The sequence below is a fragment of the Methylocapsa sp. D3K7 genome (assembly GCF_029855125.1).
In the GTDB taxonomy this organism is placed as follows: domain Bacteria; phylum Pseudomonadota; class Alphaproteobacteria; order Rhizobiales; family Beijerinckiaceae; genus Methylocapsa.
Genome location: NZ_CP123229.1, coordinates 1915055 through 1937257, shown reverse-complemented (window position 1 = coordinate 1937257; position 22203 = coordinate 1915055). Strand labels below are relative to the sequence as shown.

At 54.8% G+C, this 22203-nt stretch carries 21 protein-coding genes and 1 tRNA gene; 9 read left to right on the top strand and 13 right to left on the bottom strand.

The genetic code is table 11. The features are described from left to right. Nucleotides 1-137: 137 nt before the first annotated feature. The 4 genes from QEV83_RS08820 to QEV83_RS08805 all read right to left on the bottom strand — a co-directional run bounded on the left by QEV83_RS08820 (nt 138) and on the right by QEV83_RS08805 (nt 3180). Nucleotides 138-560 (bottom strand): hypothetical protein, encoded by a 423-nt coding sequence (locus QEV83_RS08820; protein ID WP_280130823.1) that lies wholly within the window; start codon nt 558-560, stop codon nt 138-140. Between the two features lie 186 nt (nt 561-746). Beyond that, nucleotides 747-1088 carry a hypothetical protein gene (locus QEV83_RS08815; RefSeq protein WP_280130822.1) on the bottom strand — a complete coding sequence of 114 codons (342 nt, stop codon included), beginning with the start codon at nt 1086-1088 and terminating at the stop codon, nt 747-749. An 85-nt stretch (nt 1089-1173) separates the two neighbouring features. Then, nucleotides 1174-2525, bottom strand: a protein-coding gene (locus QEV83_RS08810; protein WP_280128402.1) for an IS3 family transposase whose coding sequence is annotated in 2 segments (ribosomal slippage) — nt 1174-2189 and nt 2189-2525 — 1353 coding nt in all. Because the reading frame shifts where the segments join, the coding sequence is not laid out codon by codon here. Between the two features lie 166 nt (nt 2526-2691). Further along, nucleotides 2692-3180, bottom strand: a complete 489-nt coding sequence (locus QEV83_RS08805; protein ID WP_280130821.1) for a cupredoxin family protein — start codon at nt 3178-3180, stop codon at nt 2692-2694. Between the two features lie 654 nt (nt 3181-3834). Between QEV83_RS08805 and QEV83_RS08800 the strand changes: the two genes are divergently transcribed. The 3 genes from QEV83_RS08800 (at nt 3835) to QEV83_RS08790 (ending at nt 5490) form a co-directional block, all read left to right on the top strand. Further along, nucleotides 3835-4074, top strand: a complete 240-nt coding sequence (locus QEV83_RS08800) for a hypothetical protein (RefSeq protein WP_280130820.1) — start codon at nt 3835-3837, stop codon at nt 4072-4074. Nucleotides 4075-4397: 323 nt separating this feature from the next. Then, entirely contained in the window at nt 4398-4796 is a 399-nt protein-coding gene (locus tag QEV83_RS08795) for a hypothetical protein (RefSeq protein ID WP_280130819.1), read from the top strand. A gap of 403 nt (nt 4797-5199) precedes the next feature. Beyond that, the gene (locus QEV83_RS08790; RefSeq protein WP_280130818.1) at nt 5200-5490 is read left to right on the top strand and encodes a hypothetical protein; all 291 of its coding nucleotides are present in this window, start codon (nt 5200-5202) and stop codon (nt 5488-5490) included. An 866-nt stretch (nt 5491-6356) separates the two neighbouring features. Here QEV83_RS08790 and QEV83_RS08785 read toward each other — a convergent pair. Further along, complete coding sequence (locus QEV83_RS08785; protein ID WP_280130817.1) at nt 6357-6596, bottom strand: hypothetical protein; 240 nt, start codon at nt 6594-6596, stop codon at nt 6357-6359. An 841-nt stretch (nt 6597-7437) separates the two neighbouring features. On the opposite strand from QEV83_RS08785, the gene QEV83_RS08780 reads away from it, so the two are divergent. Beyond that, on the top strand, nt 7438-7578 hold the full coding sequence (locus tag QEV83_RS08780) for a hypothetical protein (RefSeq protein ID WP_280130816.1): 141 nt from the start codon (nt 7438-7440) through the stop codon (nt 7576-7578). Between the two features lie 427 nt (nt 7579-8005). Continuing rightward, nucleotides 8006-8602, top strand: coding sequence for a DUF1236 domain-containing protein (locus QEV83_RS08775; RefSeq protein ID WP_280130815.1), 597 nt, complete (start codon nt 8006-8008; stop codon nt 8600-8602). A gap of 627 nt (nt 8603-9229) precedes the next feature. Here QEV83_RS08775 and QEV83_RS08770 read toward each other — a convergent pair. Next, entirely contained in the window at nt 9230-9529 is a 300-nt protein-coding gene (locus tag QEV83_RS08770) for a hypothetical protein (protein ID WP_280130814.1), read from the bottom strand. Between the two features lie 674 nt (nt 9530-10203). Beyond that, the gene (locus tag QEV83_RS08765; RefSeq protein WP_280130813.1) at nt 10204-11523 is read right to left on the bottom strand and encodes a hypothetical protein; all 1320 of its coding nucleotides are present in this window, start codon (nt 11521-11523) and stop codon (nt 10204-10206) included. Between the two features lie 736 nt (nt 11524-12259). Between QEV83_RS08765 and QEV83_RS08760 the strand changes: the two genes are divergently transcribed. After that, entirely contained in the window at nt 12260-14080 is a 1821-nt protein-coding gene (locus QEV83_RS08760) for a KUP/HAK/KT family potassium transporter (protein WP_280130812.1), read from the top strand. Between the two features lie 495 nt (nt 14081-14575). Here QEV83_RS08760 and QEV83_RS08755 read toward each other — a convergent pair whose 3' ends face one another. Next, complete coding sequence (locus tag QEV83_RS08755; RefSeq protein ID WP_280130811.1) at nt 14576-15040, bottom strand: response regulator; 465 nt, start codon at nt 15038-15040, stop codon at nt 14576-14578. A gap of 191 nt (nt 15041-15231) precedes the next feature. Next, nucleotides 15232-15765: a Crp/Fnr family transcriptional regulator gene (locus QEV83_RS08750; RefSeq protein ID WP_280130810.1), complete on the bottom strand. Its 534-nt coding sequence runs from the start codon at nt 15763-15765 to the stop codon at nt 15232-15234. A 311-nt stretch (nt 15766-16076) separates the two neighbouring features. Here QEV83_RS08750 and QEV83_RS08745 point away from each other — a divergent pair, with 311 nt between their 5' ends. Together QEV83_RS08745 and QEV83_RS08740 are read left to right on the top strand one after the other, a co-directional pair. Further along, complete coding sequence (locus QEV83_RS08745; RefSeq protein WP_280130809.1) at nt 16077-16424, top strand: hypothetical protein; 348 nt, start codon at nt 16077-16079, stop codon at nt 16422-16424. Between the two features lie 723 nt (nt 16425-17147). Then, entirely contained in the window at nt 17148-17672 is a 525-nt protein-coding gene (locus QEV83_RS08740) for a hypothetical protein (RefSeq protein ID WP_280130808.1), read from the top strand. Between the two features lie 193 nt (nt 17673-17865). Here QEV83_RS08740 and QEV83_RS08735 read toward each other — a convergent pair whose 3' ends face one another. The 4 genes from QEV83_RS08735 to QEV83_RS08720 all read right to left on the bottom strand — a co-directional run bounded on the left by QEV83_RS08735 (nt 17866) and on the right by QEV83_RS08720 (nt 21336). Beyond that, the gene (locus QEV83_RS08735; RefSeq protein WP_280130807.1) at nt 17866-19761 is read right to left on the bottom strand and encodes a bifunctional UDP-sugar hydrolase/5'-nucleotidase; all 1896 of its coding nucleotides are present in this window, start codon (nt 19759-19761) and stop codon (nt 17866-17868) included. 298 nt (nt 19762-20059) lie between these two features. Then, nucleotides 20060-20171 (bottom strand) — tRNA-Val (locus QEV83_RS08730). An 84-nt stretch (nt 20172-20255) separates the two neighbouring features. Next, nucleotides 20256-20882, bottom strand: a complete 627-nt coding sequence (locus QEV83_RS08725; protein ID WP_280130806.1) for a hypothetical protein — start codon at nt 20880-20882, stop codon at nt 20256-20258. A 37-nt stretch (nt 20883-20919) separates the two neighbouring features. Continuing rightward, complete coding sequence (locus QEV83_RS08720) at nt 20920-21336, bottom strand: hypothetical protein (RefSeq protein WP_280130805.1); 417 nt, start codon at nt 21334-21336, stop codon at nt 20920-20922. 608 nt (nt 21337-21944) lie between these two features. On the opposite strand from QEV83_RS08720, the gene QEV83_RS08715 reads away from it, so the two are divergent. Beyond that, on the top strand, nt 21945-22199 hold the full coding sequence (locus QEV83_RS08715; protein ID WP_280130804.1) for a hypothetical protein: 255 nt from the start codon (nt 21945-21947) through the stop codon (nt 22197-22199). The last annotated feature ends 4 nt before the right edge of the window (nt 22200-22203 follow it).

The window sequence follows — 22203 nt, the reverse complement described above, 5'->3', positions numbered from 1 at the left end:
GGTTTCTCCGTGCAATAATCACGCGCAAAACAGAGCGTGTTATTCGTCAGCCATTCGCAGACGTGAGCCTTAAAATGCAGCGTCCGCGATTGGCGGCCGGGGCAATCTTTGGACCCCGGGGCGCAGATTTGCACCAGTTATGACCCGTCGGGATATTGGCTTATGCCAGCGCGGATGCACCAGGAATCATGCTTGGCATAGAACGCATGGGCTTCCCGGTGGGTCAGTCCGCCGAATGCCTTAGCGAAGTCAGAAAATTCGTTCCCGGATATGCCCGCATTGCACCATTCGGGATGCTGCCGCTCGGCCTGTTCGAGTAGGCCTTCATCCCATGACAGGCTGAAGGCAATATTCTTGAAAGCCTCGTAGCATGACCAGACAGTCATCATACGCTGGAACCGCTCCCGGTCGATTTCGAAAATGGATTCCTCCTCATCGGTCAATTGCCACCAGTCGCCACCGTTGTACCGCTCCGAGTCTTCAGCGGCGCTCCGCTCCAAGTCGGCGGTTTCGGATTCAAGCTGGTCTTTCAGGGTCCGAAGCTTTGTATCGCCAGTCATGGTTAATGCCTCGCGCCACGAAGTAGAATCGTCCTGGAGAGATAGCCATAGCACGGTTTGGTGCGGTGGCATTGCTTTCCGGTTGGTGGTTTCACGCTCCGTTTAAGCTCGATTGCTTAGACCCGTGACGTCGGAACAGAGAACACACGTCGATCGACTGGCACGAGATGACAATCGGGTTCGGCATCAGTCTTCGGTAAGCATCTCGGAGTTTCGTTCTTTTGCAGCCTTGATAGTTGCCGCACACCAAGCTTCCTTGCCTTTAGCAGACATCTCATCGATGTTCGCGCTCATGGCCGAAAAGAAGGCATCTTCGGTGTGTTTCCGGCCTAGTAAAACGAACGCAGCCGTGAGGCTCGTGACGAGGGCATCTCCGTTAAATCGTACGCCCTTGCAAACGCTAGCAGCAAGTATGCTAGACGCCAGATGTTCCATGTCCAACTTTGCCGCATTTTCATAGGGGCTATCTGCGATTGACGGCGATGAAAAGATCGCAATTCCATATACTGCGAGAAAAATGCGCCTCACGTCGTTCGTCCTGTCCGTCGTCAGATAATTTGAGACAGATGGCGGCGTGATTTAATGGAGGACGCGGCTCATCTGATGTTTGATTTTATGCGGCGTTCAATTGGTGTTGCAAGCGACGATTTTGGATGGTGGCTCGTTTGATCCTTTCTCGTTGCAGCAGAATGGTTTGTCCTCGGCCGAAGTAGACGTCAGCCGGCGTGAGATTGTCCAGGCTCTCGTGATAGCGGCGATGATTGTAGTGATCGACGAAGGTGTCGATCCTGGCTTCCAGGTCGCCGGGCAGATAATAGTTCTCAAGCAAGACGCGATTCTTGAGCGTCTGATGCCAGCGCTCGATTTTGCCCTGTGTTTGCGGGTGGCAGGGCGCGCCGCGCACGTGATCCATGTTGCGTTTGTCCAGCCATTCGGCCAGATTGGCCGAGATGTAGGAAGGGCCATTGTCCGAGAGCAATCGCGGACGATGGACGACCTTGGCGTGATCAAGCCCCGCGGCTTGCAACGCCAGGTCGAGTGTTTCCGTGACGTCCCCGACCTTCATCGTCGTACAGAGCTTCCAGGCGATGATGTAGCGCGAGAAGTCGTCCAATATCGTGCTGAGGTAGAACCAACCCCAACCAATCACCTTGAGATAAGTGAAGTCGGTCTGCCAGAGCTGGTTGGGCGCCGTCGTCTTGTCCTTGAACTCATCGGCGGCCTTCATGACGATGTAGGCGGGACTGGCGATTAGGTCGTGCTCCTTCAGCAGGCGATAAACCGAAGCTTCCGAAACAAAATAGCTTTTTGTGTCGGTGAAGCGTGTCGCCAGTTCCCGTGGCGACAGCTCCGGCTCGTCCAGGGCCAGTTGCACGATCTGGCCCCGCACATTGTCAGGAATTCGGTTCCAGACGCGGTCGGGCCTGGGAGATCGGTCTTCCAGGGCCTCTGGCCCGCCAGTCTGGCAAAGGTCGCACCATCGATAAAAGGTGGCGCGAGAGACGCCGAGTTTCTCCAGCGTCCGGCGCGCCGGCAGATGGGATTGCTCGACCAGCCGGATGATCTCCAGTTTCTCGGAAGCCGGATATCTCATTCCTCGCTTTCCCCATCCGCGATCATGCTTTTTTTGAGCAGGCGCAATTCCAGCGCCTGCTCGGCGACGACCTCCTTCAGTGCCTGAGCTTCCCGGCGCAGGTCCTTGACCTCGCCGCTGGTCGCCGCACGCGCCGTGTCGCCCGCCAAGCGCCGCTTGCCAGCCTCCAGGAACTCCTTCGACCAGGTGTAATACAGGCTCTCGGCGATGCCCTCGCGCCGGCAGAGTTCCGCGATGCTATGCTCGCCGCGCAGGCCGTCCAGCACGATGCGGATCTTCTCCTCCGCCGAATATTGCTTGCGCGTTGCTCGGCGAATGTCCTTCACGATCCGCTCGGAGGACGACTTGGCAGTTCCGGATTTCTGGCTCATCTCCACTCCTCGATGGTTACGATGAGCCAGAAATCCTCCGTTATTCAACCCGCTAAATCTGTCTCACAGGTGCTGACGCCGGACAGTTCGTCCTTGGAATTTTTGAGATGGCATTAACGTCGATCAAGGGACAATTTCATTGACCCTGCTCCCAAATTTTATTCAGCTACTTAACCCTCACAGTGCCGAACATACCGGCATCGCGATGACCCGGAATCAGACAAGCGAACTCGAACTCGCCTAACTTTGTGAAGTTCCAGACAATCTCGTCCCTTTTCTTCGGCGCTATACGCGTCGCATTTGGATCGTCATGCTCCATCTGTGGGTTCATTTTCATCGCTTCCGCATGTTTCTGGTTCTCTTGGGTCGTCGCAAGCACAAATTCGTGGTCGAACTCTCCACTATTGTAGAGTTCAAATTTGATTTGCTCTCCCTTGCGCACTTCGACGTGGTCGGGGACGAAGAGCATTTTGCCGTCACTCTCTTGCATGGTCACTTTGATTACGCGCGAGGGCTTTTCGGGATCGCCAGGCTCCCCAGCAGAGAAAATCTCTATTTCATGCCTGTGTCCGGTTGGTTCGGAACTAGCCACTGTAGGGGACAGCCCTATCGCGGAGAGAACACCAATTGCTACGACTATGCTTAGCCTAACCATGATGTGGCTCGTCCCATTTGGTAATGATTCTTGGGCTTCCTTTTGCACGGATTAAATGAGGCAAATCAGCAAATTTGGAAAGGTATTAGCCTAAAATTGTAAATGGCGAATGGCCGGGGTCTGGGATTGGATGTGCGGCCATTTGAGGCGCGTCATCATACTGCGTCCGGTATGCCAGGCATTTTGAAACGTCATGCTGTCCAGCCGGAGAAATGTTCTATCTTCCAGCACCATGCCGATGTCATCTGGACAACATGTCCGTCATTGGGGTACGAGCAGAAACATTATGCTCGAAATTCGCACAGCGCCTTAGTCAGGCCAACACGAAGATCGGCCTCCTGAGCGCGAACTGAGTACCCAAGGAAGTCGCCGCCCGGGCCGAGAGCCGCGTTGCTCTGTCATTATTGGTTTGATTCGATGCCACGTGTATCCGGCTTTTGGCGCGACCCAGACCTGATTATGAACATTACGGAATTCCGCTTTTTGAGGCGATCCTGATGAGATATGCTAGCTGCGAGTTCTTCTCACCATGACCCTTCTCTGCCATTCAGTAAGAGGTTGGAACTGCCGGGGGCTGCGGTTCTTACCGCTAAACTAGACCGGCCGGAGTTGAGGGAGCCCTAAAGACGGCCTCTCTTGTTTTATGAGGCGACTATGTCAGCTCACACATTCGAGGTGCTCTCACGAGCCCACAATGAAATTGTGGTGTGCCACGCGGCAGAGGGTCACCGCTTCAAGTTTTTTGTAATCACGAATGCGCATGGCAAGAAAGTCTTATCTGACTCGGTCGAGGTTGTTGCCAAAGAAGGCGCTGCCCATACGCCAGAGTTCTTTTCCGGCAGTGCTCGCGCTTTCGCCGTCACGGTGGCCCATCGGGCTCACGCAATTGATTGAATTCATCCGAGCCGGGATGCCGTCCGTCGCTTATGCTGGCGTGTCGGTTCGCTCGCCGACAAAAGGAGATAATCATGCACCGGTTGTTAGCGTTGCTGTTCGCGGTATTGGCTTTGGGGGCGTGCAGTATACCTTCGGAAGAATCGCCATCCGACCAAAAGAATTCCGGCAAATCGTCTGCACCTCTTACGCTCCCGCAATGAGACGGAGGTGTTTATCAGTTCGCGTGGCCGGCGTATTTTGGAACTATGTCTCTTCATACGAGTTCAGCGCAGCCGGCATCTGCAGCGCCAACGAACAGAGGCATCGAGAGGGGGGATCGATTGAGATTTTGGTTTTCCGATCCACAAGTCCTCGACGACGTTGTTCTCTCCGGCAAAAGCATCGGCTCCCAAGACGGTAGGCCCCGTCTGCCGGATTGGTTGCGCTCGGAACTGCGCACCCAATTGCAGGAAAAAATTGCTCCCGACGGCGAGCCTATAACCCAAAAGCAAGCGGACTCTATCATCGACCGCGCCCTGGCCAGCGGCACGCTTGATTCCGATGGCACACTGACCTTCCGCGTCAAGGGGACACGTGAGCAAATTGTCGCCCAAATTCTGGAAGTTTGCGAATTATGGAATGAACCCATGTCCAGAGCCACGGCCGAAGCAAAGGCCTATGCAGCTATCATGGCGATGTGGGGCCGGAGGGATCTGCTTGGCATTCATCGGCCATTTTGATGCTCGCCCTAATTCTGGCTTTCGTCCTTATCGCCAAGTCAGTAGGTACCTGCGTGGGCTACAGTGATTAATGGGGAAATTGAAGGAATAGCGGAGTCGTCGCTATCGCAGCCGCTGCTAAACGATTGCAGTCTCCATTAAGGCAACGCGCCAACAAGCCAATAACGTAGCCGATTTGGACGCTCGCGGTCACAAGGTAAACATAAAGAAATCCGCTCAGAAGACTGTGCTCTACACCCGCTGGATAGAGCAGAACCAAAAGGGTTATAAGGCCGCAAGCCGGAAAAAGCACATGCCACGTGAAATATAGTCCGAGCATCATCCCAAGGGGGACGCCCCCAACGATTATAATACCCATTCCGGCCTCGTCAGAAATATAAATGTCAGCTCGAGCCCCCTAGCGATGAAAGTTCGCTCCATCAAACATAGCGATAATACGTTTCTCGACAATGATCATAAAAAACGCTCCGGCTCTTTCTCGAACTGCCTAGCCGCCGTCATTCATGCCTGGCGTTCCGGAGGCTCCCATCGCAGTGTCGCGCAGAGTGTTCATTTATCCCGGGAAGCGCCGCACGGGCTCGGCACGTTCGTGGGTGCTGAACGACCAGCCATTCCGCGCAAAGTTAGTATCGTGCAAAGCTATGATGAGAAATATTGGCCCCCCAAAATTCCCTTAATCAAGAAGTATGCTTGATCCTCTGAGCCTTGCCTTCCATGAATGCGTTCGAAATGCCGGCGGCCACAATTCCACAGACAATCCAGGCAAGGATACACACGACTTTCGTCATTGATGGCTCTAACCCTTCGTTCCGGGCAGACTCTTTCACACGGTTTCGGCTTGCTTTCCGAAGATCTGCTCTGCTCTCACACGCGGCAATCGCTGTTCCCGTGACCGTTGTATTGGCCGAGGCGTTTCACTCACGGACAGTTCTTCGGCCACGGTCGCAGCTACTACTCTGATCCGCCATGCCAGGAAATCGGCAGGCGCTATCCCCAGGACCTTCACAATGCGATCCAGTGGCATGCGGGCCATGGTCATTTCGGCGATGACCTCAAGCTGAACTTTCGTCGGGTTCCAAACCATCGGATGAATTCGGCCATTACTTTCTCTCAGGAGGAAATCTCCGGCGCGGTCAATGGTTCCAACGGGTATATCGTCGGACGGAATGCAATGCGCCTCAAAAGCTCCACGCTGCTGCGGCGTGAGTTCGGGTCACGACATTGCCACCAAGAGTCGAGATGCCAGGATCGAATTTGGCGCAATTTTTCCTAATCATCGTTCGATGCGTTAAGCTCATCGATCGGAAACGAACAATTCGAAGATTGCCACACTTCAGGCGTTGAGCACGGAGTGATGATAAATCCCTCGCGTTCGAGAACTGCGCGGACGCGCCTGGCAGTCTCGACTTCAATTCGATGAGTTGGCGTCGACGGACCGTTGATCTGTAGCCATATGGTTCGAATCGCGGCGGCGAGGATTTCGTCAATGTTGATCATCGAGATTCTTCCAAAAATCTAACCTATTACAAAATCAACAATGCTGCTTTAGGTTCGGGAAACCTAGTCGTTTCCAGTGTTCACCCACAATGAAACGATAAGTCCGGCACCAGTTGTTGCAGCAATGGTGCAGGCCGCCGGATAGAAACCAAGTGAGGCAGAAATCTCGATCCAGTGACTCCACATGTGAACGACACCTGCGGCCATAAAAAGCGTGCAGGAAATAAAAAGCCAAGATACCGCATCGCCCTGAGTCTTGAGAGTGTTCGCTTTTACGGCAGAGCGTCCACCACTTCGGGCCATGATGAAGTCCTCCGACATGCTGATCGATCGAAATATCGGCTGCAACTTTCGGAAGGACTGATTGTTCCCATCAAGTCGCGCAATGTTGAATGAGTTCACCTGTACTTGGGATTGTAACTCGCACAATAGAGAAACATGCCGGTTATTCTCACTCGGCCGCCTCAGCGTTCTCGTAGCCATTGAGGTTGGGCCAGCATGCATCGGAGTAGAAGCATGCATCACGGCCGATCTTCTCGGGATCCAGAATGTATGGACCAGCTATGCGGTTGGAACAGAATATCTCAGCCCCCCGGAACTGAGGCGTATCATTTCTCTATTTTAGGGGGAAAATGCTCCGCTCGGCCGGCAGGCGGAACATGCCCCGCCGATCTCGCCGCACGGTATATCACTCACAATTGATTAAATATCCTCGACGCACGGTTACGGGGTTGCACACTACCTGATCGGCCACGAATGCGACCGCATCGTCAGTCCTCCGTCTCAGCAGCCTCGCGGCCAACCCAAGAGGACCGGGACGCCCTCCCAAAGCGGCTCGCACCATGCTTTGGACATTGCCGTTGCTATTGGACGGCGTCGACGGCCGCCTTCACATGGAGGTCAATCTTATGGCTTGCAGCGAAATAGAGGCCAACCAACAAGCCAATTATCACAACCGCAATCAACGAATCCAGGAATGAGCGCGTTCGCGTCGTCATTGTTCAAGCCTTTCAATCTGCCCAGAGATGATCTCCGATCGAAACCATGCTGCTAAGCATTGAGCTTCATCGATTTCCATTCCCCCCCTCAAGACTACAAACAAGCGATATAGATCCTCACTCAACCGATCGATGCGACACAACGCATGGATGAAATAATCATCCGCGAGCCTCGCGCCGCCGTCGAAACAGGCTCGCTCCCGCAAATCTGCGAGCTCGGTTGGGGTGGCGAGACGGCACCGATGGGAGCGCTCGGGGTGAGCACGAAACCATTTTCTATCGTTTGAACCGCGCGGGGTCATGCCTGCTAGCCTAAGTGTTGGCGGGCTCGCGAGGCCCTGTAGTCCGAGCGTTGAGCGACTTCCAACGCTAGGGGCAAGGGGGATAGGGATCACCCCAAGGGAAACACAATGGAAGGGCGATGGATTGGAGGATGAAAGGCCGTTGGAAGGTCCTTTTTGGGCGATGGAACGGCAACAAAAATGTCGTCATGGCCATGCTCGTGTTTTGACGATGCCTATTCCTTGACTTCTAGACCGTGGCATTAGCGGTATCGCTTGAAGTCTTTGATTTGATGCGGATACTAACCACTGACCTTTCAGAAGAAAATCTCGTCTTAGGCCATGCAATTTGCGGCTCAAATAATATGGAACATTGGTCCGGGGGGCGCGTTACGCCGTCCGGCAAATCGCCTTCAACGAAGGAGAGTTCCAGATGAGAGCAAGCTTGTTGACCGCGGTTGCGGCGGTGGCTTTGATCACAGGCGGTGGCGTGGCTGCGGCCCAAAGCATGGACAACTCGCGGGGCGGCGCAACTGGCGCACCTCAAAGTACTCTTCAACGCCCGCCCGGCATGGCGCAGAATCCGTCTGAGCGCGGCACGATGCAAACTCCAAATCAAGGGCGCTCTGGTGCAGTCGAGGAAAGAGGGCGTCCTGAGCACGACATGATGCAGGGTCCAACTCAAGGGCGATCTGGCGCGGTTGAGGAACAAGAGCGCCGGTCCGGTGAGCGCGACATGATGCAGAGTCCGACTCAAGGGCGGTCAGTCGGATCTGAACCATTATCGCGCGATCAGAGGAGCAGACTCCACGAAAGCATCATCGGCGGGAACCTACACCGTGCGGACCGCGTCGATTTCGCACTCTCGGTCGGAACACGTATTCCGGACACCGTTGAGGTTTATGGCCTTCCGGAAACCGTTGTGGATATCGTCCCGCAATACCGGGGCTTCAAATACATTGTTGCCGAAAATGAACTCGTCATCGTCGATCCGGAAACGCTTGAAATCGTCGCGGTTCTTCCGATTTGATTCAGCTTTAACCGCATTCAAGTTGCGCTGATTTTCAGAAACGGCGGCCCCGCAGCGGTAAGCCTTCGGGGCCGTAAACGTGTGAGGCCGCTCCCGCGTGCTTGTGGTTTTTGCTGTGGGAGAATCATGTCCGGACTCCGACATTATCGGCGGTTCGATTCGCGGCGTGAACTGAAGACGGCCGCCCAATGTGAATTGGGTTATGGTCATGAGCAAAATTATACAGGCATGACCAGTGAATAAGGCGTAGGGGTGATTAGCTCAGCCTTATTTGGTGAAGCGATTATCTCCCACTCTAAGTAGAGACTGGCCCCGCTCCCGCGGGGCTTTTTTTTTGGCATTCCTTTTTCCGTCAATGCACTGACGCGTCACACTCGCCAGCCGTTGCGGAATCAAGCGGCGGAGTGGAACGCCGCCATAGTTGCTACTTGCGCGTCCACTCGCGTTTCGTTTGCAGCGAGCGCCGCCTGCCCTCTTCCCAAGCCGCTCGGCGCTCCCGCCCGAAACGCGCCTCCACCCGAAAAAAACACCATATGCGCGGCTATACGCGGACGAAGGCCTGCGAGGACGGTGCAGACTTCACCACGCTCCCCGGCGATAGCAAAGCGCCGAGCGCGATTGAGAAGATCACCAAGCATTACGCCGCCGCAGAAGTGGGCGGATGTGATCAGGCCAGCCGTTATTTTCGGTTCCGGTGCCTTTGTGTTCATATTCCCGCAACTGGACATCTTCTTTCATTATTCCAGGAAACAACGGTTCGCCATGGGCTCTGGCTACCCCTCGCATGATCCAAACGTTGGAGGAGCTGCGGAATACGATGCGCTGACCTTCGGTGCGGCGCTGTTCATGGTTGCCGCGCGCTCTCTGCCAAAGCTGCTTAAGCTGAAGGTAGCGGGGATTGAACTGGAAAAAACCGCGATCGATCATGTCTCTCATTATCTACTTATCTACTTATCTACAAAACGAACTGCAGCTGTGCTGCGGCGCCTGACGCGGGACTCATTCCGGTCAGCGCCCCACTCATTATGCGAGTTGAGGGGAGATCGCGACGGTCGCCACCGTGTTAGAGCCTGAAGTTTATGGCTGGGGTGCCGCTTTGGGTGCCTTACGGGACAGTGCTAAGAACCGCGCCTTTGACTTTCCGGCACAGGGCGGCGGAGAAGCTTGAAAAACCTGTCCCCGGATTTTCCCCAGACTGAAACGGCCGTTACCTGCGCCTAAACCAATCAAATACGAGATGGCGATGAGCGGCTGTTTCAATTTTCGTAGCCGGCGGAATTGACCGGGGCGAATAAACCGTTTTTCTGCAGGACGCGCGACATCGAAAGCGTCAACCGCATCCGAGAAAACCATGCGCCGTGCAAAGAACGGGTCGGCATCTCATTCAATTTTGCTATTATTCCTTTTTACTTTTGAGGGATTTCACAATGAAATCCACCGATTTACATTTGAGCGAATGGTTACGCCGACGTCCCCCCACTGACCTCGCAGGAGGCAAAAAAACCTATGCTCGGACATTACCGCCGAATATCGGGCGCAAACCCGATTTCCCCTTCAGATCCCCTATAGCCTAGAGGGATCGCACAAAGCCGTCACAAAAATTATCTTGGACTTCGTCCTATGTGCCTTAGCTTCACGTAAGCGCGAAACACGGGGTCAGTAAATTCGTAGGAACCTCTTGTTACCGGCACTTTCACTAGAACCGGCCCATAGCGCTCTTCAATCAAACGAGGGAGAAGCTGGTCCATATAATCGACGCCAAGTTCCTGCGCGGATGAACGACTTCGCGATAAAAAGACTTGCCCAAGCGATGCGTCATATTCCGCTCGATCGTCCGCTTGCTCTGCAAGTAGCGTGAGAAGCAAAGCACGCTCTTCAGATTGACCGATTGCCAGCTGATATGCTTTTTCCAGGTTCGGAAATGCACGACCCGATCTCATACTTTCGGTGACAAGGGTTAATATAGATTGGTCAACGTAGTTCGTACCTCTATTGTTCGCATTGCTTACGCAGGCCTTTCCTATGAGTTGCGCGAAATACGGATACCCTTCGGATAGCGCAGCGATCTGCCTCACGACATTTTCTTCGAATCTCACCTGACCATTAAACAGACGTTCCGCCGTTTTAAATATTTCTATCGACTCGTTCTCTGACATGGGTTTGACAAAGATCGATCCTTGCTCAATGAGCCTTCCCACCGAGGCATGGTCAGCTATCAGGCTACTCAGGTCTTGACCAATGCCGCAGATACCGAACTTTACCTTATCGCTCGAGAGAGACTTCATCAGGGAACCAAGCCCTTGTTTGTCTCTAATTACATCGAACTCGTCCAACAGTATAAGCACCGAATCACGCCTGCCGAACACCCGATTATTTGATTCGACAACCGCGGAGGTGAAGTTTCTAAATGTTTGTATGATATCACCTGGAACAGCACTCGTATATTTCGATCCTTCTTGACCCTTTGCGCCCCAATTCACGACCTTTAGATCCAATCCGACGGAGTTTTCAGCGGTTCGCGAGAATTCTGTTAAACGTTTCCCGCCGTCAGGCACAAGACGCAAAAGGCCGTCTTCTTCATTGGTATCATTGCATAGTCGAGCCACAAGGTCTTGTGCCCCAGATATTATTGAGTCGCACGCATAGTATACCGTATAATACTTGCGCGGTTTCGTCGGTAGCAGATGGTTTAGACCAGCCTTGCGGACCAGTTCATAATTACCGTTTGCAAGTGCTTGAATCTGCCTCATTAAAGAGGATTTTCCTACGCCTCGTTTTCCATAGATCGCAATCAAACCAAGCGATGAATTCAAGGCATTAATGCTCTCCTGAATTAAGTCCGCTCGTCCGACGAAGCGATGCGGATCTGTAATCACATTGGAAGTAAATCCGATTTCTGGGTCTACAAACTCAAAGGACACGTATATTCCTCCAAATATTGGTCATGTAAAAAATTCATAAACACGCGTGAAACTGGTATTTTGACTTTTATATTGATATTAAATCGTATTTCAAAAAGCTATCATGGCTGACTAACTATGCAAAAGGAATGTTATGACAGATCGCGCCCGACTCGCTTCCACGTCAAAGTTTTTTGCCCCTGCAACCGGACCGGCCTGGCTTTAGCCTAGCAGTACGCCACGCCGTCAAATTTCGTTGCCCGTGGTTGCGCCCCGATGCTTCAAATCCTCGATCGGCTCCGGACCATGACTGAATTGTCGATGAGACGGAGCCCGTTAGAGCCGTCTAAAAAGTCTGGGCACAGGGCACACGCTGGATACAAGTATCATGTTAAGCGCCCTTTCAAACGGGCTTTAGAGCTCGCTAATCTTTATGCCTCGGTTGAAAATATTTTTTTCGTGGTGCTGAAGTGGGGATTCCTGCTTCGACCAAAACCTTTTTAATCTATGATGATACGCCTCGAAAGCCTCGATGATCTCGTGTCGGCTGAAACGGATGTAAGGTCTCCTTCTGCAGTCCCGATCTATTAGGCCACACTTAGGAATTCAGCTTTTTCAGGTGATCCTGACGGGATATGCTCGCCGCGAGTTCTTCTCTCCATGGCCCGAAGCGGTTATGGGGGGACATTCTCGGCTATCGATTGGAGGCACAGGGGCGCCGATGCATTCGGACAGGCTGCGGACCTCATGGAAATTGATGCTCGGCGCGACAGGCGTCGTGTTCGGAGATATCGGAACAAGCCCCCTTTACGCATTTCGCGAGAGCTTTATAGGGCATCATCGACTGCCGATTGACGAGTTCCACGTGCTCGGCGTGCTGTCGACGCTCATCTGGGCTTTGGTCCTCGTCGTCACCGTCAAATATGTGTTCGTCACCATGCGCGCGGACAATCGAGGAGAAGGCGGAAGCTTCGCACTCCTCGCATTGATTGAGCGTGTCGCCGCCAAGTCGCCCCTTCTGCCCGCCATCGCCGCCGCCGCCCTCACGGCGACGGCACTCTTCTATGGTGACGCCGTCATAACGCCGGCTATCTCGATCCTTTCGGCGGTGGAAGGCCTATCGCTGCTCGACGATGGTTTTACTGCCGTCGTACTGCCGTTGACGCTTGGGCTTGTCGTCGCGCTTTTTGCTGTCCAGCGCCACGGCGCGGGAACCATCGGGAGCCTGTTCGGACCGATCATGGCCACGTGGTTCATCGTGATCGGCTTGCTCGGAATGTTTCATGTCGCCACTAACCCGCATGTGCTCGCCGCATTCGACCCGCGCCATGCGCTGCAATTTCTCATGGCCGATCCGGTGCGCGCCTTCTTTACGCTCGGCACAGTCGTGCTCGCCGTAACGGGCGCAGAGGCGCTTTACGCGGACATGGGCCATTTCGGTCGACCCGCGATCGCACGGGCGTGGCTTTGGCTCGCCCTTCCCGCCCTCTTGCTGTGCTATGCGGGCCAGTCGGCGCTCGTCCTTGAGGATCCGGCGACGATCCGCTCGCCCTTCTATCTCATGGCGCCACCGGCGCTGCTCATCCCGCTTCTCCTCCTTGCGACCGCCGCCACGATCATCGCCAGCCAATCGATCATCAGCGGCGCATTCTCGGTGACGCAACAGGCGGTGCAGCTAGGCTATTTGCCCCGCGTCAGTATCGTCCACACCTCCGACGAGACGCGCGGGCAGGTGTTCGCCCCCTCAGTGAACCTGTTGCTGTCTCTGGCCGTGATTGCCCTCGTGCTCACTTTCCGATCCTCCACCGCACTCGCGGCCGCGTTTGGACTCGCCGTGACGGCGACGATGGTGCTCACGACGCTCATGATCGGTTTCGTTGTGTTCCGCATTTGGCGCTGGAACGCAGTCCTTTCAGTTCCGCTCTATGCAGTGCTGCTGTCGTTAGACTTGGGCTTGTTCGCGGCTTCGGCCACCAAATTCCTCGATGGTGGCTGGCTCCCTGTCACCATCGCTGCAATTCTTGTCCTCCTCTTCACCACCTGGCGCCGAGGGCGCAGTCTGCTGGCGGAATGCTTGGCCGCAGACGCAATGTCGGTCGATCTGCTCTTGAAGTCGACGGCGGACGTGCAGCGCATTCCGGCGACCGCGGTCTATCTCACCTCAAACCGAGCAGGCGTGCCGCCTGCACTCCTGCACAACATGAAGGCCAATCATGTCCTGCACGCGCGCATTTTGCTTGTAACGGTCGAAACGGCACTTACGCCGCGCGTCGAGTCGGGGGCGCGTCTGTCGGAAGAAGATTTGGGCGGAGGCATAACACGCGTCGTGATCCGCTATGGCTTCAGTGAGGCCCCCAACGTACCTGGCGCCTTGTCCGCGTTGAGGGACGGATTCGATCCAATGAAGGCAAGTTACTTCCTGAGCCGGCAAACCCTTGTACCTTCCCGCAGGCCCGGTATGGCGCTGTGGCGCGAGCACTTGTTCGCAGCCATGATGCGCAACTCACAAAGTCCGATGTCCTATTTCAAGCTGCCCGTGAACAAAGTGGTCGAGCTTGGAAGCCAAGTTGAAATCTAGGCCGAAGCTGGCTGTTGCCGCTGAGCGCAAGCGGACGGAAATTTGGAAGCAATTTCGCTGATGTCGGCTCTTGGCGCATATGCGACCTCAATTGACGTCCGTGTCCCACTGCTCCTGGAGCATTAGCGGACATGTCGCTGCATTGTTGCTCTTTGAATCTGGAGTCAGCGCGATGGGATTGTCTGGCTGCCACCACCTTTTCGAGATCGAAGCTTATTTCTGACGCACGGACGCAACGCTGCGTCGTTTTACTGTAACGTCTTACGGGCATTCCCCAGCATCATCGCGTAAATTCTATCCAACAGATTGTGGAGATCGACGAGCATCTCGCAGGTATCAAAGTTCGCCACACCAGTCGCCTCTAGGCTTTCAAGCTCCGTGATCTGATCGTTAAGAGTTTCGATAATACCTTTAGAAGGAATCTTGTATCGAGGTGCATAATCGAGTCGCCTTATTGCAGGAAAATCGTTGACCTGTCTCGACCCCGGCAGGTCATTAGCCGCTACTGCTTTCTGGCGGCTGGAGCGGACCTCGATGATGAGGAGGAACCGACCATTCTACAATGGCCTCAATGAGATCGGTGTTGGTATGAGGCTTTTGAAGGATGGCGACCGCGTTGCTGAGAGCAGGGTGGCCCAGATCGATCTCGTCGCCGGTCGAGATGACGACAGGGATTTTACGCTCCGACAAAATCTGAATTAAGGGGCTGGCGTTTCCATCTACCATGTGTAGATCGACGATTGCCGCATCGAAGGGTATGCCGTCTGCGAGAATGCTCTGTGCCGCAGCTATCGAATTGGTGATTTTGACAATCGTAGCCCCGGCATCCAGAAGACAGGATTCGACGCTGAAAGCGATCAGAGCTTCATCCTCGATAATGAGCACAGACTTTCCGGCAACGGGAAAACCATGGTCGTTTGCGGGGCTGAGCGCAGCTTGATCCGGTGACGTCGTCGGCATGGAACGCGCCTTCCCCGACACAACTGTCATTAAGCTGTTAAATCTCATGTCCCGCCAATGCCTCAACCGGTCTGTTCGATGCCTGACACAATTCGCAATAAGTGTCCGATTTTAGGACAGTGCGATTTTCATCTGGTCGCGGACAATGCCATAGCACTCGCATGCAACGTCTTCGAGCCCTTCGCGGTTCATTACAATAATCCGGCCCGACGATTTTTAACGACGCCCGCCTGCTCGAGCTGGCGGGCGACGAGAGTCACCGTCGTTCGCCGGACCCCGAGCATTTGCGACAGGAATTCCTGGGTCAGCGGAAGGACGTCAGTGTCGATCCAATCCCGAGTCTGGAGCAGCCAACGGGCTAGGCGGGATTCCGTCGCATGGAGAGCATTGCACGCCGCCGTCTGCCGAATCTGCGCCAGGAGCAGTTCGTTGTAATTCACTATTAAATTTTTGAGGGCCTCGCTTTTCTGAACGGCTGCCTGAAAATGCGTACAGGAAATGCGCGAGGCCACCAGGGGGGCCTGGACCACCGCCCGGGTAAAACCCCGGCGGATGCCAAATCCGGACATGGCTCCGACCACGCCTTCGCTGCCAACCGTGGCGGTCTCGATCCCTTGCCCGTCCGACATCACAGCCAGAAGGGAAATCATTCCCTGATGAGGGAAATAGACATACTCAATCGGTTTATCCGGCTCTTGCAACAGCAACCCCAATTCGAAGGACATTTCCTTCAAGTGGGGAGCTAAAAGAGAATGTTCTTCAGGCGCGAGCGCCGCAAGCAGACGGTTCCGTCTACCTTGGGCGGAGTGTTCCGAAGCCATAGCTGTTCCCTGCCCGACCGGTGGGCCAATGACCGCAGGGATGGAAAGGCTGGCGCGCCGATAAGCGCTTCCACGGGGATCGCTCAGCCCACATAGTCATCGAATAAGGCAGCGTCTGTCAGATATCAAACTTTGTGGAAGAAACCTTTTTGATCGCAGTTGGTTGGTGATACCGGTCAAGATTCATTTCCTGCGACTGCCAAGGCTCCCCCTTTATGAAAACTTTGCGTATTCTCATTGTCGAAAGCGAAATGTCATGGGCAATGGATCTCGAAATGATGATCCAAGAGATTGCTTCAGCTACCTTCGTAACCGAAGCCTCCGTTGGGGCCGCCATGAAGGTTCTGCCTGAAGACCTGGACTTTGCTTTTTTGGATGTTGATGTGACGAAGGGAAAGACGTTCGAGATTGCAGAAATTCTCGAAGGCAAGCATGTGCCGTATGCTTTTATTTCTGCCTCACGCCAAGATCAGTTGCCTCTTGAGCTGCGCCGCGCGCCCTTTATTCCAAAGCCTTTTTATGCGGCACAAATTAAAAGCGTGTTACAGGCCATTGCAGCCTAATCAGCAACAGACGCACCGGGACTTCCTGGCCCTTCCTGGCTCCGGAGGTCAATTCCGTCGCTCTCTACTCGAGGGTGATGATTTATTGCAATACTTCAACTAAGATTTCAGCGTGCTGCCCTGGCATAGCTGACGGCTACAATCCCACCTTCGGCTGTTGGTTGATATCTGCAATACACGGTCCCTGGTCTGCTGTCTTGGATCAGGGGCCTGCACTCGCGTTGAGTGGCTACATCAATCCTAATTGGCCAGTCTGGAATCTTTTGGGCCAACATTGGTCTCTGAAGCTCGGTTGGCTGTCCGGAACCCATTGAGGCTGAAGGCTGCGCCCGATAGAACAAGACTGAATATTGGATAGATGTCTGTCCGTCGTCAGATAATTTGAGACAGATGGCGGCGTGATTTAATGGAGGACGCGGCTCATCTGATGTTTGATTTTATGCGGCGTTCAATTGGTGTTGCAAGCGACGATTTTGGATAGTGACTCGTTTGATCCTTTCTCGTTGCAGCAGAATGGTTTGTCCTCGGCCGAAGTAGACGTCAGCCGGCGTGAGATTGTCCATTTTTCGAGATCGAAGTTTATTCCTGACGCCGCCGCCCTCCCACATTCGTCCGTCTCGGGCGTGCGGCTGATGAAAAGCACGGCACGGATTGAAAAATGCACCTGTACGAGACGCGGGATGCCGGACGAAGCATTTACATAAATCATGGGAGGAAGTTACAATGACCTTACAAATAGCCCGATCGACTTGGCTAGCGGTTGCGATTGCATTCTCCAGTAGCGGGGTTATGTCTGTTCGTGCTGAAGACGGCGAAACGGATCTTCCTGCGCTAGCGGCTGGCCTCAAAGGCGCGAAACTGAGGTTAGAGGACGGGCTCAAGGCAAGCGAGCGCGAAGGAACGCCGGTCTCGGCTAAATTCGAGACCGACGACGGGAAACTTCAGCTTTCGGTCTACACGATGATGGCCGACGGTTTCACCGAGGTCGTCATAGACCCGAAGACCGGCGCGATAGCAAAGGCTGAGAATATCACTGACGCCGAAGATCTTGAAGCGGCAACGACGCAGAAAGCCGCAATGGAAAAAGCCACGATTTCTCTGCTCGCCGTGACCCAGAAGGCGGTCGCGGCCAACGCCGAATACCAAGCTGTCAGCATCACGCCGGAAACGAGGGGCGGGCATCCGATCGCCGACATCACATTGCTGAAGGGTGAGACGGTCAAGAATATCACCGAGAAACTGGATTGAGCTGTCTACTTATTGGCAGCACGCATGCCTTGTCGGCGAGTTCACAACGGGCCAACTCCCGTCATCGAGAATTGTGAGCCGGACTTCCGCTTTGGGTGGTATCCGACCATTCGCCCCTGATTTCTGCACGCAGTAAATGGCCGATTCCATTGAGGCGCGTTCGCAGTGAGTGCTTTCGATGCCGCCCAACGGATCAGCCAACTTTGTTCGCCCGAACTTCTGCGGCGCGCTCATCCACGGGAATCACTGGCAGTTCGCTCGGGTTTTTGACCGGGAGACTGCGTAGGTGATCCATGATCGCCTGCCATTCCTTGATCTCCCGGATCGCGCCTTTCTGCGTCACAGTGTCGACACTGCTGTGATCCACAGTACCTGTCGGGGGCAGCAGGTCGGGCGTGTCAGTGCGAGGGTCGTTGAGTGCCTCGACCTTCGATTTGAGGGGCTGGCCCTCCTTGTTCTTGGGTACAAGAGCGAGTTTGCCCTTGGTATATTTGGGGATAGCCACGACAATCTGGCCGAGCATCAGCGGGCACGTGAGGCTATACAACCGCTCGTCCTTCCCAGTGATGTCGATCGCTCGGTAGCCGCGATCGAGGTTTCCCACCTCGATGGACGTCACGACGTCGAATTGTGGGCGTGACGGGTCGTAGCGGAACCTCATCCCGGATGCCCGGGGGAAATACTCGCCGGGATGGGCTGGGTTATCCACGAGAAAAAACTCCAGCAGATCTTTCAGCTCCTCGCCGGTGAAATAGCCGGTCACGAGCGTGCTGCCGGCCGTGGGGTCCACGACACCAGCGCCAAGCGGGGCGACGGCGAACACATCGTAGACCGTTTGCACGCCCGACTTTCCCCGGGTGAAGCCGGCGCGCATCATTCCGTTGGCGGTGAACCCGATGTCCGCCCTCGTGGCGTTTCTGAAGGCGTCGGTGCAAAGGTTGGCAAGAAGGGTGCTGGCTTCGATGTCCGTAAACGTATTGGGAATGTCCTGCGGCGCCACCGCCAGTGGCTGATCGATGCTGTAGCCGCGCGACGCGAACGCAACCTCGGAGACCGTCTTCTTGAACTTGTCGATTTCCTTGGCAATGGTCCGGTCACCGGCGATGGTGTCGTCGATCGGGTAAAGCCGGTAGGACTCGACCGTCAGTTTGCCATTGGCCAACGTGATCACCAGTTCGCCGAGGTTTTCGCCGTACTTCCCCGTCTGGACCACGGGCGTGCGGCCGTTGACGATGATCGCCTCGCGCAGTTCTGTGTGGCTGCGGGCGCCGATAACCACGTCGATGCCCGGCACGGCGATAGACAGGCGCACGTCCTCACCGTCAGTAAAGCGGCCGTCCTTGCCTTTCTCTACGCCGCCATGGCTGAGCGCGATGACCACATCCACCTTCTCTGTCTCGCGGAGGAGCTTCACTATCTCCCGGGCGGTCTCAATGGGATCGGCGAACTTCACCGCACCGGCGCCGCCGGTATAGAATTGCGCTTCTTTGCCGAGCAGACCGAAGATGCCAAAACGCATGCCACCGCGCTCGATCACAAAGTAGTGGCGGACGACCGTATCCTTGGCCAAGCGTTGGAGACCGGCCAGTGTTACGTCATTCGCCGTGAAGTCGATATTCGATGCGACCACCGCCGGAACCCGGCCAGCCTTGGCGGCCACCGTGATGGCCTGGGCCGTGCCGTCAGGCCCGAGGTCGAAATCATGGTTGCCAAATGTAGTGACGTCGCAACCCATCCGGGACAGCAGCTGAAGCTCGCAGCCGGTCTCACGGGTAGCAGCCGCGAACGCGGTCCCCATGCTGTAGTCACCCGCGTCAAGCACGAGAACAGGGCCAAGGTCCTTGCGCGCCGCCTTCCGCTTTGCGATCAAAGTGGCCAGGCGCGCGAACCCACCCCGCGTTGCATCGTCGTTGAGCGTGAACGGGGTATAGTCCAGAGCTGGGGCCATCCCAATCAGGTTCGAATGAAGGTCGTTGGTGTGCAGAATGATGAAGGTCTTCTTCTTGCCCGCAGCCGCGGCCCTGCCTGCGGGCAGGAGAAGGGTTGCACCGGCTGCCGCTGACTCAGCCAGGAACTCACGTCGAGACAATGTTTCTGATGTCAGGGTAATGCTGCTCTCCCAATTGCTGCCGCAACGACTTCGGGCTCTTCTACCTTAATCTCGATTGGCTATTTCGTTTTGAAAAGTTTCTCCGCAGCTGAATCGCGACGCGGAGCAGATGACGAACTTTGGGCTGCTACAAAGTTTCAAGAGACGCCGTCCGGCCTGTCATCTCGGACGCGATAAAAATCATGTCCCCGGATTTTCCCCAGACTGAAACGGCGCTTACCTGCGCTGAAATGGCTTGATCAGAGTCGAAAGAGCCTTGAATTTCAAGGGCGTTAGATGGTGGGCGCGGCAGGGATTGAACCTGCGACCTATCCCGTGTGAAGGGAGCGATTTTCGCGCGTAACTTATTGATTATATAATACTTCTCGCTTATATCGGTTCAACTTCCCGGCTTCTGCGGCCGCGTTGGCGTGCGCATAGCGCGTGACCATGGAAAGCGTCCGCCAGCCGCCAAGGTTTTTAGGGCAATGAGGTCATGGTGCTTGGCGAAGTGCCAGGGAGGTCCTCATTTCCTGAATTTCAGCAGCCAAACGCATTGGCGTCGTCTTGCTGTTTGCTGTCAGAACCAATATGCGCGGCATGAAGGATCTCCGATCGAACACATAGGCAAGCATGCTGGACGAACGAAAGGCCTCGTTATATGAGTCGGCGTAGAGCGTCGAACATATGACGGCTTCGGATGTCGTGCGCTGATTTCTTCCTGAATAAAATCCACTTTTTCGAATGACAACATCCCACCACAATTTCGCCGCTTGTGCGAAGGCGTAAGGCTGGCACAGGCGACTGAGGGCGCGAACGCACAATTTCCAGCCGTCGGATTCGGATGTTACTTTGCGCGGCCGTCGGAATCTGAGCGCATAACGTCCGTCGCTATACTCATCGATGCTGGTAATTCGAACACTTACCCCGGAATGAATATCGTCGAATGTCGCCTCGACAACGTTTTCCTGATCACCGAGATACATAGCGTGGCTCCACTTGCCATCATCGGCAGCATAGCCCCCATCCCTTTGCACCTTTTCGATCAGTGATGAAATTGCGTCCTTGTCGAGCGTTTGAGACAGCAGAAAGTCTCCGGGTTGGAGATTGCTGCAATTCAACAATTTTCCGAACTGACGTGTCTCCGGCCGAATGGCGCTAGGGCACTCTCTTAAAGACCGTCACGGCCCCGTTCTCCGAGTCAATGAGGTCAAATTGGTTTGGCGTGAGCTCGCGAAACGTCGCCGAATATTCCCTGCCGTTCTTCATCTTGATTATGACATTTCCTTCGGTCCAAAGCTGAAACGTACCTGGTTCCATGTTCCCTGACTTGGAGCTCATGCCCATCGTCTTGTCCGTTCGAAATGAGATGTGCCATGGGCGTCCGGCCGCCTGCCATTCCCCTACGACCGCATTCATGGTCGCATAGCCGCCCGCTCTATAGTCCGCAGGCAAGTTCTTAAATCCCATATAGCCTAAGAAACCAAGGAAAAGTAAACAGACTGCAGCCATACTGATCGGCTCTAAGCCCTTGGTGCTCCGAGTATTCTTTGGTGAGATGGATGGTGAGTTCATCGCTATCTCGCAAAATCGAAGCAGAGAGAACGTGGAAACGGAATAACTTCTTGCCCAACTTTAGAGAGTCCCGAAGCGAACCCGGCGTATTCCTGATATCATTATAGGGCGCGATCCTGGTTGCGCCAATACCAGTGTATCCTCTCCGGCGCGCATTTTGATTTCATTCAGGCGATTGCTCATGATGCACCGCGAAGGTTGGAACGGAATTTGGGCAACATCGACACACAATCCCTCTGTCCAAATTTGTCAGGCCAGCTCTAACCTTCGAGCTAAATACTTCACGCCCAATGCGCTGCGGTGCGATCAAGCTCGCCTGAACCAGGATACGACAAGAAGTAGTATGATCGCCCCTATCGCGGCATAGACGACCCTATCAACCCCGGGAGAAAAGCAATGCCCCGTAATGGGAAGATGAAGCCAGCGACATGCGCGCGGACACCGCCCTAGAGGCCTAAACGTCAACCCCGCCCCGCGCCGCCCAAAACATTAAAGGCGGTCCTTAGCGTGTTTGGGGCGGCGCTCTTGGCGCTCTGGTCTCAACGCTCCAAAATTATGGAAGGTGAAACCCCCTGTCGCGTGAGCGGTTGTGTAATCAGGAGGACGCCATGCTCGACAAAACCAAACACATCGCCTCTGCCGCCGAGGCGCTTGCCGTTTTTCAGCAGCGCTGCGGCACCGTTGACGAACACGCCCTTGCGGACCTCGTTTGCGATCTCGGACACTTGGCTGAGGAGCGCGACATCGATTTTGTCAGCGAGGTTGAGCGGGGTGTTGGGCATTGGTTTGCGGAACATCATGCTCCTGAGGGTGTTGATCTCGGGCCAAATGTCTCCGTCGAAATCATTATCAAACAGAAGTAACCAC